Raw genomic sequence first — 14,706 nt, forward strand, 5'->3', positions numbered from 1 at the left:
TCACGCCTTTTCTGGATGCGTTGCGGCCTGTTGCGGCGAGGGCGCCGCGTCACTATCGCCGGCGTTTGCCGGCAGCCTGACCCGGTAGCCGACCGGTAGCAGGCGCAGGCCAAAGCGCTCCTCCAGCGTTCCCCACAGGCCGCGCGGCAGGAACAGCGAGAACAGCACCGCCGTGGCGCCGAGGCCGATCAGATACCAGACGCCGGCGCCGCCGAACCAGGTCTCGATGAGGAAGAACAGCAGCGCACCCAGAATGGCGCCCTCGAAGGTGCCGATGCCGCCGACCAGCACCATGAAGATCATGTAGGCGGTCCACTGGACGTTGAAGTAGGTTTTCGGCTGGAAGGTGATCGACGTGGCCAACCACAGCGCGCCGGCCATGCCGATGCCGAAGGCGGCGAGCACGAAGAGCAGCCGCTTGGTTCCGGTGACGCGCACGCCGACCGATGCCGCGGCCTCCTCATTGTCCCTGATGGCGCGGATGGCCGCACCCGTGCTGTCACGCAGCAGGCTAAACAGGATGGCAAGAAGCGCCGTCATCGCGGCCAGCGCCAGCCAGTAGATCGTCGCCCGCCTGGAACCGGCGTCATAGATGTTGAGCGAGATCAGCGACGTCCCGGTCTCGCCTTGCACCAGCCGGTCGAGATTGACCAGCAGATGGGTGAGCGCCGCGATCACCCACATGCCGATGGCGAACTCGCCGTTCTTCAGCTTCAGCATGAACAGCGACATTGGCCAGGAGATCGCGCCGACAATGATCGCCGAGACAAACAGAGAAGCGAACGGGTTGAGGCCTGCATCGGCCAGGCGGATGGTGAAATAGGCGCCGAGGCCGAAGAACACTTGCTGTCCCACCGAAACCAGCCCGCCGAAGCCGGCCAGCGCATTCCACATCGCCGCCAGGATCACATAGATGAACAAGGCGGTCATGCGGTCGACGGCGCCGGCCGACAGGAAATGCGGCGCAACAGCGAGCAGCGCGATGATGACGACAACCGCAATCGCCGAGATGCGCGAGGCGGAGGTGCCGCGCTCGATAACGGGGGCGTTTAAAACCGAGCTCATGATGCTTTCCTCGCGGGCAGGCGCAGCAGGCCGCGCAGGCCGAGGCCGGAGGTGGAGAGCCGGATGAACAGCACGATCAGGAAGGCGACATGGCCGCCGATCAGAAAACCTTGCGGATGGATCTGCGCGCCGAGCGTCTGGGCGAGCGCCAGAACGATGCCGCCGACCAGCGTGCCCCATAGCGAACCGGCGCCGCCGATCACCGCCGCCTCGAAAGCGAACAGCAATTGAGGTGCGCCGGTATAGGGATCGAAGGTGGCGCGCATGCCGAGGAAGGCACCGGCAAGACCGACCGTGACCATGGCGATGGCGGCCGCGAGGGCGTTGGCGCGGCGCGCATCGACGCCGACGAGACCGGCCGTGTCGGGATCTTCCGACGTGGCGCGGATCGAGCGGCCAAGCCACGTGCGGGTGAGGAACAGCTGCAGTCCGCCAAGCAATATGACGGCGGCGGCGAACATGATCACGGCAAGCTTGCCGACATAGATGCTGCCCGGCCATTCCCAGGAATCGTAGGAGAGGCTGCCGATATAGGGCGCCAGCGAACGTGTGTCGGCGCCGAACTGCTCGAACAGCGCATTGTCGATGACGATGGCGAGGCCGAACGTGGTCAGGATCGGCAGCAGCGCGCCTCCGCGGGCGCTGCGCTCGAGCAGGAAGCGCTGCAGCGCCCAGCCGATGGCCGCCATCAGCGGCAGCACGATGAGCAGGCCGACGAAGGGCGAGATATGGAATTGCGAGGCGAGCCACCACAGCGCGTAGGCGGAAAACACGGCCAGGCTGCCATGCGCGAGGTTGATGATGCGCATCACCGAAAACATGAAGGAGAGGCCGCAGGCGATCAGCGCGTAGTAGCCGCCGAGCAGGATGCCCTGGACGATCTGGTTGCTCATGCCGGCACACTCCCGGCGCTTTTTCTGTGCAGGCCGAAATAGGCTTTCGTCACTTCATCGCGGGACATGCCCTTGCTCGGGCCTTCCAGCGCGACGCGTCCTTCGAGCATGCAGATGACCTTGTCCGAGACCGAGAGCGCGCGATTGAGGTCCTGTTCGACCAGGATGATCGTCGTGCCGGAGCTGATCAGCCCTTGCAGCGAAGCGTAGACGCGATCGACCACCAGCGGCGACAGGCCGAGCGAGACCTCGTCGAGCAGCAGCAGCTCCGGATTGCTCATCAACGCGCGGCCGATGGCGGTGGCCTGCTGCTCGCCACCGGAGAGATGCCCGGTCTTGGCGTGGCGGCGCGGCTTCAGATTGGGGAACGTGTCGAGCACCCTTTCCACGCTCCAGTCGCCGGGCCGGCCGGCGGTCTTGCCGAGCAGAAGGTTCTCCTCGACCGTCATCTGCACGAACAGCTTTCGTCCTTCCGGCACCAGCGCCACACCCATGCCGACGCGCTTGTGCGACGGCACGCCGGTGATGTCGGCGCTGTCCAGCAGCACACGGCCGGCAGTCGGCTGATGCGCGCCGGCGATTGCCCTGAGCAGCGTCGTCTTGCCGGCGCCGTTGGCGCCGACCAGCGCCAGCGTTTCGCGGCGCTCGATCGTAAAGCTCACACCGCGCACCGCCTGCAACAGGCCGTGGCGGACGACCAGATTCTCGATTGCGAGCAGGCTCATTTCGGGCCTCCACCGAGATAGGCGCGCACGACTTCGGGATCGGCCATCACGGCTTGCGGCTCGCCATCGGCAATGATCTTTCCGGCATCCATGCAGATCAGCCGCTCGGCCACCTGCAGCAGGATGTGGACGATGTGCTCGATCCAGACGATGCCGATCTTGCGCCGGCGCAATTCCTTGATGGTATCGACGAGTTCGCTCGCCTCGCCATCGGTCAGTCCGCCGCCGATCTCGTCGAGCAGAAGCAGGGTCGGCCTTGCGGCAAGCGCGCGGGCCAGTTCCAGCCGCTTGCGGTCGAGCAGGCCGAGTGTCTCGGCGCGTCGGTTGGCGACGCCCAGCATGCCGCACAGTTTCAGCGACGCCAACGCCGCTTCATAGGCCTCGTCGCGGGCGAGACCCGCCCCATGCGACGCGGCGACGAAGACGTTTTCGAACGTGGTCATGCCGCTGAACGGTTTCGGCACCTGGTGCGTGCGCACCAGGCCGAGACGACAGCGCGCCGTGGCCGGCAGCGCCGTCACGTCGCCGCCCTTGAAGGCGACCGTGCCGGCGCTCGGCGGGAAGGCGCCTGACAAGATGCTGAGCAGCGTCGTCTTGCCGGCGCCGTTCGGGCCGACGATGCCGACGGCCTCAGCGGCATTCATGGCGAAGTCGACATCGTCGAGCACCACCAGCGCGCCGAAGCGTTTCTGGATGCCGGCAGCGCGGAGGATCGCGGCGTTTGCTGAACCGTTCACGATGCGACCCCCGTAGCCGTCCGTCAGCCGTTATACGGCTGGAGCTTGGCCTCGACCGGAACCTTCGGGTCGGTGGCGTTCTCGGTCACGACGTAGTCGAGCGGGAATTTGCCGCCTTCCTTGGCCGCCACCCATTGGGTGCCGATGATCGGGCCGGGAGAGACATTGGCGACCGGGCCGCTGGTGAAGTCGACCTTGCCGATCATGGTCTCGGTGTTGAGCGTGCTCAGCGCCTTGGCGACGGCCGCCTTGTCCTTGGCGTCGGTGCTTGCCTTCAGGGCCTCGAAGCCGGCGTCGAGCAGCGACATCGAGGCGCCGAGCTGCTGCGTCCATTGCTTGCCGCTGGCGGCCTCATAACCGTCGGCCAGTTCGGTCCCCGAAACGCCGGTCAGCGGCGACTTGTAGGGGAAGGCCTTGTGCCAGTAAGCGGCGCTCGAAATCTTGTTGCCGAGATCGCCGAGCGCCTCGATGTCGGACGGGAACAGCCCGGTCTTGGCGACCTGGCAGATCTTGATCTGCTTGATCAGGCCTTGCTGCGCGGCCTGGCGCCAGAAGGCGGCGAAGTCCGGCGGGATCGGGAAGGAGTTGAAGATCTCGACGCCTTCCTGCTTGAACAGAGCGATCTGCGAGGAATAGTCGGTGGTGCCGGTCTCGTAGGCGCCGGGATCGACGATGGTGAAACCCTGCTTTGCCAGCAACGGCGCCAGATGGGTGCGGATGGCATTGCCGTCGGCGTCGTTGGGATACATGACGCCGACCTTCTTGTTGGTCTCGATCAGGTTCCATTGCGAGATGTAGGTCCGGAAGAACTCGTCGACGCCGAAGCCGAAATGATAGGTCCATTTGAACGGCGAGGGTTCGCCGGGCTTGGCGCCGCGGCCGAAATACCAGGCCTCCCACGGCATAACGGTGGAGAGGCAAGGCACGCCGGCGGCTTCGCAGGCGTCGGCGACCGGGTTGATCACCTCCGGCGTCGACACCGCCAGCATCAGGTCGACGGCCTGGTTGTTGATGAGGTCCTTGGCGAGCTGGCCGGCGCGCGACGGGTCGGATTGCGTGTCCTGGTCGATGATCTCGACACTGTATTTCTTGCCGCCGATGTCGAGGCCGTTGGCGAGCGCCTTGCGGGCGAGATCGAGCACATAGCCGTCGGTCTGGCCGAAGCCGGCGAGCGGCCCGGTGCGCGGGCTGACAAAGCCGACCTTCAGCGTGTCGGCGGCCTGCGCGAATGCCTGGCCGCGGCTGAGCGCAAGTGCCGCGCCGCCGGCGAGCGATGTGGCGATGAACTGGCGCCGCGAGACGCCGGATTTGCTTGAGGTCATGCTGGTATTCCTCCCTTTCCTGACGGCACCTGGAGGTCACCGCCGGCCTGCTCAAAATCGATGCCGCCCGTTCTTAAGATCGGAGATCGCCCCGGCAGGCCTTGAGGCGGCAGCGGAACGCCGCCAATGCCGATAACGGCACGATTTCGATCCTCCCATCGTCACAGTGCCCTAGGTGTTTGGTTTGGTAAAATTTATTTTGCGGTGTTTCGTTAACCAACAGGTTATGGAAATACGGCTGAAGGCCCGCTCTGCGCCAGATTGGCGAAAGGTGCTCAGGCGTTCTGGCTGGCCGCCTCGCGAATGGTCTGCAGCAGGATGGTGAAGGCCGGCGAAGGCGCAGTGTCGGTCCGCATCGTCAGGCCGACCGGCCCTTTGGTTTCCTCGGTGTTGACGGGCAAGGCGACGAAGGCGCCGCTGGAGAGTTCGTTGGCGACGACGCCTGTCGATATGATCCAGACCGCATTGCTTTGGCGCAGGAAGGCACGGCCGAAGGAATCCGAGACGGTCTCGATCTCGGTCGCAGGCGCCGTCATGCCGTTGGTGATGAACAGGCGGTCGACGAAGGGGCGGATGACCGACTCCCGCGTCGGCATCAGCACCGGGAATTCATCGAGCCGGGCGAAGATGTCCTGGCCCGGCTGCAGCAGCGGATGGCCGGCCCTCACCACGAACAGCACCGGTTCGGAATAGAGATGCTCGAAGAAGAAGCCGGTCATGTTTTCCGGCGCCGCAAGCCGGCCGACGACGAGATCGAGCGCACCGACGCGCAACTGTTCCAGCAGGACCGCGTTCTCGCCGGTGACGATCTTGATCGCAGCACCGGTATTTTCACTCAGGAACAGGCTTATGGCGCGTGGCATCACCTTGGCCGACACTGTCGGGAGCGCGCCGATGCGGATCGGATGCCGGTTGATGGCGCCGTCCTGGCGGACGGAATCGACGCCGCGCTTCAGTGCCGTGATCGCCGTGCCGGCATGGCCGAGAAAGATTTCGCCAAGCCGTGTCACCCTGATGCCGCGGCCGTCGCGTTCGACGACAGCGATGCCAAGCGCCTCCTCCAATTCGCGCAACGTCTTGGTCACGGCCGGTGGGCTGACATGGAGAAAGTCGGCCGCCCTCGCCACGCTGCCTTGCCGCGCTACCTCAAGGAATGCCTGCAGGTGACGGAACCTTATGCGGCTTTCGGACATGTTCTCATAACCTAGCAGTTAATGAAACGGCGTAAAATATCATTTTACCAAACCAAATGCCTTGTGCAATGTGAACACGGAGGATCGAAATCGTGCCATTCGTCAACATTGGCGGCATCACGCTGCACCATCGCCATATCAAGGCGAAGGGAAATGCGCGGCCGATCGTGTTCATCAATTCGCTGGGCACCGACTTCCGCGTCTGGGACGAGGTGTTGTCCGAACTGGGTGGCGAAATGCCTGTGTTGGTCTACGACAAGCGCGGCCATGGCCTGTCCGACATTGGTGGCGTCAGCTCGATCGACGAGCATGTCGATGATCTGTCGGGCCTGATCGATCATTTCGAACTGAACAATGCGGTGCTGTGCGGCCTGTCGGTGGGCGGCCTGATTGCGCAAGGGTTTTATGCCCGGCGCCCCGAAATCGTCGACGGCCTCATCCTGTGCGACACCGCCCACAAGATCGGCACGGCCGACAGCTGGAACACCCGCATCGAAACGGTCGAAAGCAAAGGTATCCAGGCCATCGCCGATGCCGTGCTCAAAATGTGGTTTACGCCTGCCTTCCACGCGGACCGTGTCGCCGAGCTCGACGGCTACTGGAACATGATGACCCGGCAAGCCGTCGCCGGCTATGTCGGCACCTGCGCCGCGGTGCGCGATGCCGATTTCACCGAGGCCGCGCAGGGGATCGCGGTACCCACGCTTTGCGTCGTTGGCGACCAGGACGGCTCGACGCCGCCGGATCTCGTCCGCTGGCTGGCCGATCTGATCCCAGGCGCACATTTCGAAATCATTCGTGACGCCGCGCACATCCCTTGCGTCGAACAGCCCAAGGCGCTGACCACCCTGATCCGCGATTTCGTCGCGGCGCTTCCCCTGAGAAAGCAGACCCATGGATGAACTGCCCAAAAACGAAACCAGATATCAGACCGGGCTGACCGTCAGGCGCTCGGTGCTCGGCGACCCGCATGTTGATCGCAGCGAGGATGCCGTCACCGATTTCGACCGGCCGTTCCAGGAGCTGATCACCGAGGCAGCCTGGGGCACTGTGTGGGCGCGTCCGGGCTTCAGCAGGCGCGAACGCTCGATCGTGACGCTGGCACTGCTGGCCGCCCTTGGCCATGATGAAGAGGTCGCCATGCATGTGCGCGCCACCGCCAACACCGGTGCGTCGCGCGACGATATCTGCGAAGCGTTCCTGCATGTCGCGATCTATGCCGGCGTGCCGGCCGCCAACCGCGCCTTCAGGATCGCCAAGGAGGTGTTTTCGGAAATGGACGGAAGCAGGGCTGGCCATGCCAGCTGATGCCGGCTCGAACCGCAGGCCCGAGAGCGGAGCCTTCTTCCAGCGCGACCGCGGCTGGCATCCGCCGGCGCTGACGCCCGACTACAAGACGTCGGTGCTGCGCTCGCCGCAAAAGGCGCTGCTGGCCTTCGACAACACGGCTTCGGAAATCACCGGTCCGGTGTTCGGCCACGCCATGCTGGGCGAACTCGACAATGACCTGATCCACAATTTCGCAAAGCCCGGAGAGAGCGCCATCGGCGAGCGTATCATCGTCTATGGCCGCGTGCTCGACGAGCGCGGCCAGGGCGTCTCAGGCGCGCTGCTCGAATTCTGGCAGGCCAATTCAGGCGGCCGCTACCGCCACAAGAAGGACGGCTATCTCGCGCCGCTCGATCCGAATTTCGGCGGCTGCGGCCGCACCATCACCGATGCCGATGGCGGTTATGCCTTTCGCACGGTGAAGCCAGGTCCCTATCCCTGGCCGAACGGGCCCAATGACTGGCGGCCGTCGCACATCCATTTCTCGGTGTTCGGCCACGGCTTCGCACAGCGGCTGATCACCCAGATGTATTTCGAGGGCGACCCGCTGATCTGGCGATGCCCGATCGTGCGCGGTATCCGCGACAAGGCGGCGATTGAGACGCTGGTCGCCGCGCTCGACATGCAGGCGACGATCCCGTTCGACGCGCGCGCCTACAAGTTCGACATCGTGTTGCGCGGACGCCGCGCCTCGCTGTTCGAAAACCGTCCGCAGGGCAATTGATGGCGCAATCGCTGACCCGGCTGAAGGAGAGTCCGTCGCAGACCGCCGGGCCCTACGTGCATATCGGGCTGACGCCGAATTTCGGTGGTATCGGCGGCGTCTACCCGACAGACTTGGGCGCCACGATGCTCAACGACAACGCCAAGGGCGACCGCATCGGTTTGCGCATTCGCGTGCTCGACGGCACCGGCACGCCGCTCAGGGATGCCTTGATCGAAATCTGGCAAGCGGATGCCAATGGCTTCTACAATTCGCCGGCCGAATTGCGCGGCGATGCCGATCCGGATTTTCAGGGCTGGGGCCGTCAGCCGACCGACATGGAAACCGGCCTGTGCAGTTTTCAGACGATCAAGCCGGGACGCGTGCCGTATGGCGACGGGCGGCTGATGGCGCCGCATATCAGCTTGTGGATCGTCGCGCGCGGCATCAATATCGGCCTACATACGCGGCTCTATTTCTCAGACGAGGCCAAGGCCAATGCCGAGGATCCGATCCTGGCCCGCATCGAGCACAAGGTGCGAGTGCCGACGCTGATCGCCGAGCGGCAAGGCGACAACTATATTTTCGACGTCCATCTCCAAGGGGAGAAGGAAACGGTCTTCTTCGACAGCTAGGAGACCAATGACATGACCGTATCGCCCTTCGACCATCCGCTGCTCTCCGGCCTGCTCGGCGACGAGGAGGCGGCTCGGCATTTTTCGGTCGACGCGGAAATCGCCGCCATGCTCGATTTCGAGCGCGCGCTGGCGCAAGCGGAAGCCGAAAGCGGGATTATCGGCACGGATGCCGCCGCGGCGATTATACCTGCCCTGTTGTCATACAAGCCGGACACCGCGCGGCTGCGGGCCGGTGTGGCGAAGGATGGCGTGATCGTGCCCGAACTGGTGCGCCAGTTGAAGGCAGCGGTCGGCGCGCCGCACGACGCCGGCGTGCATTTCGGCGCAACCAGCCAGGACGTCATCGACACTGGCCTGGTGCTTCGGCTGCGCCGGCTCATTGAACATCTCGACCTGCTGCTGACTGAAAACATTTTGCGGCTGGTGGGGCTGGAAGAACGTTTTGGCAGCCGTGCATTGACAGCGATGACGCGCATGCAGCCGGCGATCCCAATTCAGGCGTCGGACCGCGTGGCGGTGTGGCGCACGCCGCTGCAACGGCATCAGCAGAGACTCTCGGAGCAATCCAAGGGTCTGCTAGTAGTGCAATTCGGCGGCGCCGCCGGCACGCTGGAAAAGCTCGGCGACAAAGGCCCCGCAGTGCGCGCCGCCCTTGCCGCAAAGCTTGGCCTTGGCGATGCGCCGCAATGGCACAACCAGCGCGATGCGCTGGCCGAGTTCGCCGGTTTGCTGTCGCTCATCACCGGCAGCCTCGGCAAGTTCGGCCAGGACGTCGCCCTGATGGCGCAGAGCGGCACCGAGATCAAACTATCCGGCGGTGGCGGCTCATCGGCCATGCCGAACAAGCAGAATCCGGTCAAGGCCGAAGCGCTGGTGGCGCTGGCCCGCTTCAACGCCACGCAGCTTTCCGGCATGCACCAGGCGCTGGTGCATGAGCAGGAGCGCTCGGGCGCGGCCTGGACGCTGGAATGGCTGCTCTTGCCGCAAATAGCGGTTGCGACCGCGGCCGCCTTGCGGCTTGCCGCGGAACTCGCCGGACAGATCGAAAGCCTGGGACACTGATGCGCACAAAGATCGTCATTGTCGGCTCCGGACCGTCCGGGCTGCTGCTTGGCCAGCTTCTCGGCACCATTGGCGTCGAGACGGTGATCCTCGAACGTTCGAGCCGGGAGCATGTGCTTGGCCGGGTGCGGGCAGGGGTGCTCGAACAAGGCACCGTCGAGTTGCTCGAAGAGGCGGGCGCAGCTGCAAGGCTGCATGCCGAGGGCCTGCTGCATGCCGGCATCTCGCTTGCCTTCGGCGGCGGCCTGCACCGGCTCGACCTCACGGCACTGACTGGGGGAAAGCATGTCACCGTCTATGGCCAGACCGAAGTGACGCACGATCTGATGGACAAGCGCGAGGCGGCCGGGCTGACCACCGTCTATGAGGCGGCCAACGTCGCGCTGCATGGTTTCGATGGCGAGGCGCCTTACGTCACCTATAGCAAGGACGGCGTCGGCCATCGCATCGACTGCGACTTCATCGCCGGCTGCGATGGCTATCACGGCGTCAGCCGCAAATCGGCGCCTGGGCGGGCGCTGAAAACCTTCGAGCGGACCTATACCTTCGGCTGGCTCGGCGTGCTGGCCGAAGTGCCGCCGGCCGATCACGAACTGGTCTACGCCAACCATGAGCGGGGCTTTGCGCTGTGCTCGATGCGGTCGACGCATCGCAGCCGCTACTATGTGCAGGTCCCGGCTGACGAACAGGTCGACGCCTGGAGCGACGGTCGCTTCTGGGACGAATTGCGCAGTCGCCTGCCGGAACAGACCGCAGCCGCGGTCGTTACCGGCCCGTCCTTCGAAAAATCGATTGCGCCGCTGCGCTCCTTCGTCGCCGAGCCGATGCGCTTCGGCCGGCTGTTCCTGGTCGGCGACGCCGCCCATATCGTGCCGCCGACGGGCGCCAAGGGGCTCAACCTTGCCGCCAGCGACGTGCGCTATCTCTTTGCCGGGCTTCGCGAATTCTATCTGGACAAATCGCAGGCCGGGCTTGACGCCTATTCGGCCAAGGCGCTGGCGCGGGTCTGGAAGGCGGTACGCTTCTCCTGGTGGATGACGACGATGTTGCACCGCTTTCCCGATACGGGCGAGTTCGGCCAGCGCATCCAGGAAGCCGAGCTCGACTATCTCGTGCATTCGCAAGCGGCGTCGACCGCGCTGGCTGAAAACTATGTCGGTTTGCCCTATTAAGGGCGGTGCAAACTCAAACCCGTTCGAGCGCCACCGCGATGCCCTGGCCGACGCCGATGCACATGGTGGCCAGCGCATAGCGGGCGCTGCGCTCGCGCAGTTCCAGTGCCGCGGTGCCAGTGATACGCGCGCCCGACATGCCCAAGGGATGACCAAGCGCGATGGCGCCGCCATTCGGATTAACGTGCTCCGCGTCCTCGGAGATGCCGAGTTGGCGGAGCACGGCGATGCCTTGGGAGGCGAAAGCTTCGTTGAGCTCGATGACATCGAATTGCTGCGGTGTCAGGCCGAGGCGGGCGCAGAGCTTTTGTGTCGCCGGGGCAGGGCCGATGCCCATGATGCGTGGCGCCACGCCGGCAGCAGCGCCGCCGAGGACGCGGGCGATCGGCGTCAGGCCGTATTTTTTCACAGCCGCTTCGGAGGCGATGATCAGCGCTGCCGCGCCGTCATTGACGCCGGACGCGTTGCCGGCGGTGACGGTGCCGCCCTGGCGGAACGGCGTCGGCAATTTGGCTAGCGACTCGACCGTGGTGCCGGCGCGGGGATGCTCATCCTTCGATACGATAATCGCATCGCCCTTTTTCTGTGGGATCGTCACCGGGGTAATCTCCTTCGCCAGCCGGCCATTGGCCTGTGCCGCGACGGCCTTGTCCTGGCTGCGCACGGCAAAGGCGTCCTGGTCGGCGCGCGACACTGAAAAATCCTCGGCGACGTTCTCGCCGGTCTCCGGCATGGAATCGACGCCATACTGTTTCTTCATCAGCGGGTTGATGAAACGCCAGCCGATGGTGGTGTCGTGGATCTCGGCATGGCGCGAAAAGGCGGTCTCGGCCTTGGGCATGACGAAGGGGGCGCGGCTCATCGATTCGACGCCGCCGGCGATCATCAACTCGGCTTCGCCCGCCTTGATGGCGCGGGCGGCGATGGTGAGCGCGTCCATGCCGGACCCGCAGAGGCGATTGACGGTCGAGCCTGACACTTCCTGCGGCAATCCGGCGAGCAGGAGCGACATGCGCGCGACATTGCGATTGTCCTCGCCGGCCTGGTTGGCGCAGCCATAGACGACGTCGTCGATGGCCTGCCAGTCGATGCCGGAATTGCGCTCGACCAGCGCCTTCAGCGGAATGGCGCCGAGATCGTCGGCCCGCACCGACGACAGCGAGCCGCCGAAACGGCCGATCGGGGTGCGGATGTAATCGCAGATGAATGCCTCGGTCATGTCATGCAGCCTTTTCTTTTCCGCTTCCCTCATGCGCCGCCTTGGTGCGGGCCTGCAGGTCACGCAATGTCGTCAGCTCGAGTTCCGTCGGCGCCGGCGTTTCGTCAAGCGCCTCGGCGAACTTTACGATCCAGCCGCAGCTGTCCTGCACCTGCTGCCGCGTCACGCCGGGATGCAGCGACACCACGGTGAATTCCTTGCTCATCGGGTCGGGCTTCCAGATGGCGAGGTCGGTGATCAGCAGCGTCGGTCCAGCGGTGTCGATGCCTAGGCGCTGGCGGTGATCGCCCCCATCGCCATGGCCGAAGGAGGTGAAGAAGTCGATCTTCTCGACCATGCCGCGCTTGGACTGCGCCATGGTGATGTAGATCTCCTTCGACGAGATGGCGATCTCCGGCGCGCCGCCGCCGCCGGGCAGGCGGGTCTTGGGATGCGCATAGTCGCCGATGATGGTGGTGTTGATGTTGCCGAACTTGTCGAGCTGGGCGGCACCGAGGAAACCGATCGAAATGCGGCCGCCCTGCAGCCAGTAACGAAACATCTCCGGCACCGAGACGGTCGTGACGGCGGTATCGCAAAGTTCGCCGTCACCGATCGACAGCGGCAAAACATCGGGCGCGGTGCCGATGGTGCCGCTTTCATAGATCAGCGTGATGTCGGGCGCATGCGTCAGCCGCGCGACGTTGCAGGCGGCTGACGGCGCGCCAATGCCGACGAAGCAGACATCGTCGTTTTTCAGGGCTCGGCTGGCGGCAATCGTCATCATCTCATTGGGAGTAAAGCCGCTCATCCCGCGCTCCTCAGATGCTTTACGCGGCCGGCGAAATCGTCCGCCGTGCGATCGAGGACATTGGCCTGCATCCAGGTCTGGAATTTTTCACGGTCGGCGGCGATGTCGTCCCATTCGAGATAGGCGGCGTTGTCCCTGGCATAGTAGCCGTGCGTGTAGGAGGGATGCGAACCGCCTGATACCACCGAGATCGCAGCGATGGTCCAGCGCGGCAGCACGGTGAGGTTGGGATGCAGGTCGTCGAAATTGTCGACGACTTCCTCTACCGTCACCACGGCGCGCTTGGCCGCGAGCACCGCTTCCTTCTGGATGCCGATAATGCCTTCGACCAGAACATTGCCTTTTTTGTCGGCCTTCTGAGCGTGGATGAAGGTCACGTCCGGTCGGATGGAAGGAACGGCGGCAAGCACCTCGCCGGTGAACGGGCAGGTGACCGAGCGGATGTTGGGATTGACTGCCGCCAGCCCGGCGCCGCGATAGCCGCGGAACACCGCGCAAGGCAGGCCGGCAGCTCCCGCCTCGTAGGCGTTGGCCATGCCGGCATGGCTGTGCTCCTCGATCTCGATCGACCGGGGGAAGCCGTTCTCGATGGCGTCGCGGGCGCGGCGCAGCAGGCCGACGCCGGGATTGCCGACATAGGAGAAGATGATCTTCTTGGCCATGCCCATGCCGATCATCTGGTCGTAGATCAGGTCGGGGGTCATGCGGATGAGCGTCAGGTCGCGAAAGCCCTGGCGGATGGCCTCATGCGCCGCCGCCGTCGGGATCAGATGCGTGAAGCCTTCGAAGGCGACCGTATCGCCATCATGCAGGTTCTCAGCCACGGCCTGTTTGAGCGGCAGGAAATTGACCATCGCCAAGAACTCCGAAGTTCAAAAAGTTCGTATTGCGAACATTTGTTTTGTATGAGATATTTTTACATCGCGCCGCCGAGACGAGTCAAGGCGGCGCATTGTCTTGCGGAGGCCGCATGGAGGACAAGGCAAAGACGCGCGACCATGTCGGCTCGCTGGAGCGCGGCCTTGCAGTCATGGAGATACTGGCCCGGCATCCGGCCGGGATGACGCTGACCGAAATGGCGGAGGAGGCGGGGCTGACCCGCGCCGGCGCGCGTCGCTTCCTGCTGACGCTGACCGCCACCGGCTATGCCACGCAATCCGGCCGGCAGTTTTCGCTGTCGCCGCGCCTGCTCGCCATCGTGCGCTCTTGGCTCGGCGGCGCCTCGCTGTGGACATTCGCGGCATCCATCATGCGCGACGTCGCGGGCCAATTCGACGAGGCCTGTAACGCGGCGGTGCTGTCGGGCGAGGAAGTCGTCTATGTCGCGCGCATTCCTGGCCGCCGCATCCTCAGCGTTTCGCTCGATGTCGGCACCAGGCTGCCGGCGCATTGCACCTCGATGGGGCGCGTCCTGCTTGCGGGGCTGGGCGCGGATGAGCTGAAGGCCTTGCTTGCAGAGGCGAGGATCGAACGGCGCACGCCGAAGACGATCACCAGCCGCGCCGCGCTGGCCAAGGCCATCGACGCGGCGAGGGCGGATGGCTTTGCCGTCGTCGATGAAGAGCTGGAACTTGGCCTGCGCTCGATAGCGGTGCCGATCTATGACCGCGCCGGCAAGACCGTGGCGGCGATCAACGTCTCGACGCAGTCGGCGCGGTTCTCCGTCGAGGCGATGGAGCGGGATATCCTGCCAGCGCTGCGGACGGCCAAGCAACGGATTGAGGAATTTTTCTTCGTGTGAGCGCAAGGCTAATCGCCTGAGGGAAGCGCTGCCCCCGCTCTGTCTCGGAGACGGGACGCCCTGCGCGGTTAGCGTCGCCATGCGAACAAACGATGCCCGGGGCACCTCCTGAGCACA

The 14,706-nt window shown here is 64.7% G+C and carries 16 protein-coding genes; 7 read left to right on the forward strand and 9 right to left on the reverse strand.

The window, feature by feature from the left end; translation table 11 throughout:
* The 6 genes from NKK50_RS00935 to pcaQ form a co-directional block, all read right to left on the reverse strand.
* Positions 1-1,065 carry a branched-chain amino acid ABC transporter permease gene (locus NKK50_RS00935; protein ID WP_023829184.1) on the reverse strand — a complete coding sequence of 355 codons (1,065 nt, stop codon included), beginning with the start codon at positions 1,063-1,065 and terminating at the stop codon, positions 1-3.
* A complete protein-coding gene (locus NKK50_RS00940; RefSeq protein ID WP_023829185.1) occupies positions 1,062-1,958 on the reverse strand; it encodes a branched-chain amino acid ABC transporter permease in 897 nt (298 codons plus the stop codon). Before NKK50_RS00940 ends, NKK50_RS00935 begins: the two co-directional genes overlap by 4 nt.
* Positions 1,955-2,683 carry an ABC transporter ATP-binding protein gene (locus NKK50_RS00945; protein WP_023696244.1) on the reverse strand — a complete coding sequence of 243 codons (729 nt, stop codon included), beginning with the start codon at positions 2,681-2,683 and terminating at the stop codon, positions 1,955-1,957. The genes NKK50_RS00940 and NKK50_RS00945 overlap by 4 nt, the downstream gene beginning before the upstream one ends.
* Positions 2,680-3,354 (reverse strand): ABC transporter ATP-binding protein, encoded by a 675-nt coding sequence (locus NKK50_RS00950; protein ID WP_444848975.1) that lies wholly within the window; start codon positions 3,352-3,354, stop codon positions 2,680-2,682. Before NKK50_RS00950 ends, NKK50_RS00945 begins: the two co-directional genes overlap by 4 nt.
* 89 nt (positions 3,355-3,443) lie before the next feature.
* The gene (locus tag NKK50_RS00955) at positions 3,444-4,742 is read right to left on the reverse strand and encodes an ABC transporter substrate-binding protein (RefSeq protein ID WP_023739488.1); all 1,299 of its coding nucleotides are present in this window, start codon (positions 4,740-4,742) and stop codon (positions 3,444-3,446) included.
* 275 nt (positions 4,743-5,017) lie between these two features.
* Positions 5,018-5,935, reverse strand: coding sequence for a pca operon transcription factor PcaQ (pcaQ, locus tag NKK50_RS00960; protein ID WP_023685275.1), 918 nt, complete (start codon positions 5,933-5,935; stop codon positions 5,018-5,020).
* 92 nt (positions 5,936-6,027) lie between these two features.
* Here pcaQ and pcaD point away from each other — a divergent pair, with 92 nt between their 5' ends.
* The 6 genes from pcaD to pobA are packed head-to-tail and all read left to right on the forward strand — an operon-like array spanning position 6,028 to position 10,839.
* The gene (gene pcaD / locus NKK50_RS00965) at positions 6,028-6,837 is read left to right on the forward strand and encodes a 3-oxoadipate enol-lactonase (protein ID WP_023687922.1); all 810 of its coding nucleotides are present in this window, start codon (positions 6,028-6,030) and stop codon (positions 6,835-6,837) included.
* Positions 6,830-7,243: a 4-carboxymuconolactone decarboxylase gene (gene pcaC / locus NKK50_RS00970; RefSeq protein ID WP_023685273.1), complete on the forward strand. Its 414-nt coding sequence runs from the start codon at positions 6,830-6,832 to the stop codon at positions 7,241-7,243. Before pcaD ends, pcaC begins: the two co-directional genes overlap by 8 nt.
* Positions 7,233-7,988: a protocatechuate 3,4-dioxygenase subunit beta gene (gene pcaH / locus NKK50_RS00975; RefSeq protein ID WP_352543019.1), complete on the forward strand. Its 756-nt coding sequence runs from the start codon at positions 7,233-7,235 to the stop codon at positions 7,986-7,988. The genes pcaC and pcaH overlap by 11 nt, the downstream gene beginning before the upstream one ends.
* A complete protein-coding gene (pcaG, locus tag NKK50_RS00980; RefSeq protein WP_023712112.1) occupies positions 7,988-8,602 on the forward strand; it encodes a protocatechuate 3,4-dioxygenase subunit alpha in 615 nt (204 codons plus the stop codon). Before pcaH ends, pcaG begins: the two co-directional genes overlap by 1 nt.
* Positions 8,603-8,614: 12 nt before the next feature.
* Positions 8,615-9,667: a 3-carboxy-cis,cis-muconate cycloisomerase gene (locus NKK50_RS00985; RefSeq protein WP_352543020.1), complete on the forward strand. Its 1,053-nt coding sequence runs from the start codon at positions 8,615-8,617 to the stop codon at positions 9,665-9,667.
* Positions 9,667-10,839, forward strand: a complete 1,173-nt coding sequence (pobA, locus tag NKK50_RS00990) for a 4-hydroxybenzoate 3-monooxygenase (protein WP_352543021.1) — start codon at positions 9,667-9,669, stop codon at positions 10,837-10,839. Before NKK50_RS00985 ends, pobA begins: the two co-directional genes overlap by 1 nt.
* A gap of 13 nt (positions 10,840-10,852) precedes the next feature.
* Here pobA and pcaF read toward each other — a convergent pair whose 3' ends face one another.
* The 3 genes from pcaF to NKK50_RS01005 are packed head-to-tail and all read right to left on the reverse strand — an operon-like array spanning position 10,853 to position 13,702.
* Complete coding sequence (gene pcaF / locus NKK50_RS00995) at positions 10,853-12,058, reverse strand: 3-oxoadipyl-CoA thiolase (protein WP_023712109.1); 1,206 nt, start codon at positions 12,056-12,058, stop codon at positions 10,853-10,855.
* A 1-nt stretch (position 12,059) separates the two neighbouring features.
* Positions 12,060-12,848 carry a CoA-transferase subunit beta gene (locus NKK50_RS01000; RefSeq protein WP_352543022.1) on the reverse strand — a complete coding sequence of 263 codons (789 nt, stop codon included), beginning with the start codon at positions 12,846-12,848 and terminating at the stop codon, positions 12,060-12,062.
* A complete protein-coding gene (locus tag NKK50_RS01005) occupies positions 12,845-13,702 on the reverse strand; it encodes a CoA transferase subunit A (protein WP_023696235.1) in 858 nt (285 codons plus the stop codon). The genes NKK50_RS01000 and NKK50_RS01005 overlap by 4 nt, the downstream gene beginning before the upstream one ends.
* Before the next feature lie 116 nt (positions 13,703-13,818).
* On the opposite strand from NKK50_RS01005, the gene NKK50_RS01010 reads away from it, so the two are divergent.
* On the forward strand, positions 13,819-14,589 hold the full coding sequence (locus NKK50_RS01010; protein ID WP_023690763.1) for an IclR family transcriptional regulator domain-containing protein: 771 nt from the start codon (positions 13,819-13,821) through the stop codon (positions 14,587-14,589).
* The last annotated feature ends 117 nt before the right edge of the window (positions 14,590-14,706 follow it).

It is taken from the genome of Mesorhizobium sp. M0001 (assembly GCF_040324255.1).
Classification (GTDB): Bacteria; Pseudomonadota; Alphaproteobacteria; order Rhizobiales; family Rhizobiaceae; genus Mesorhizobium.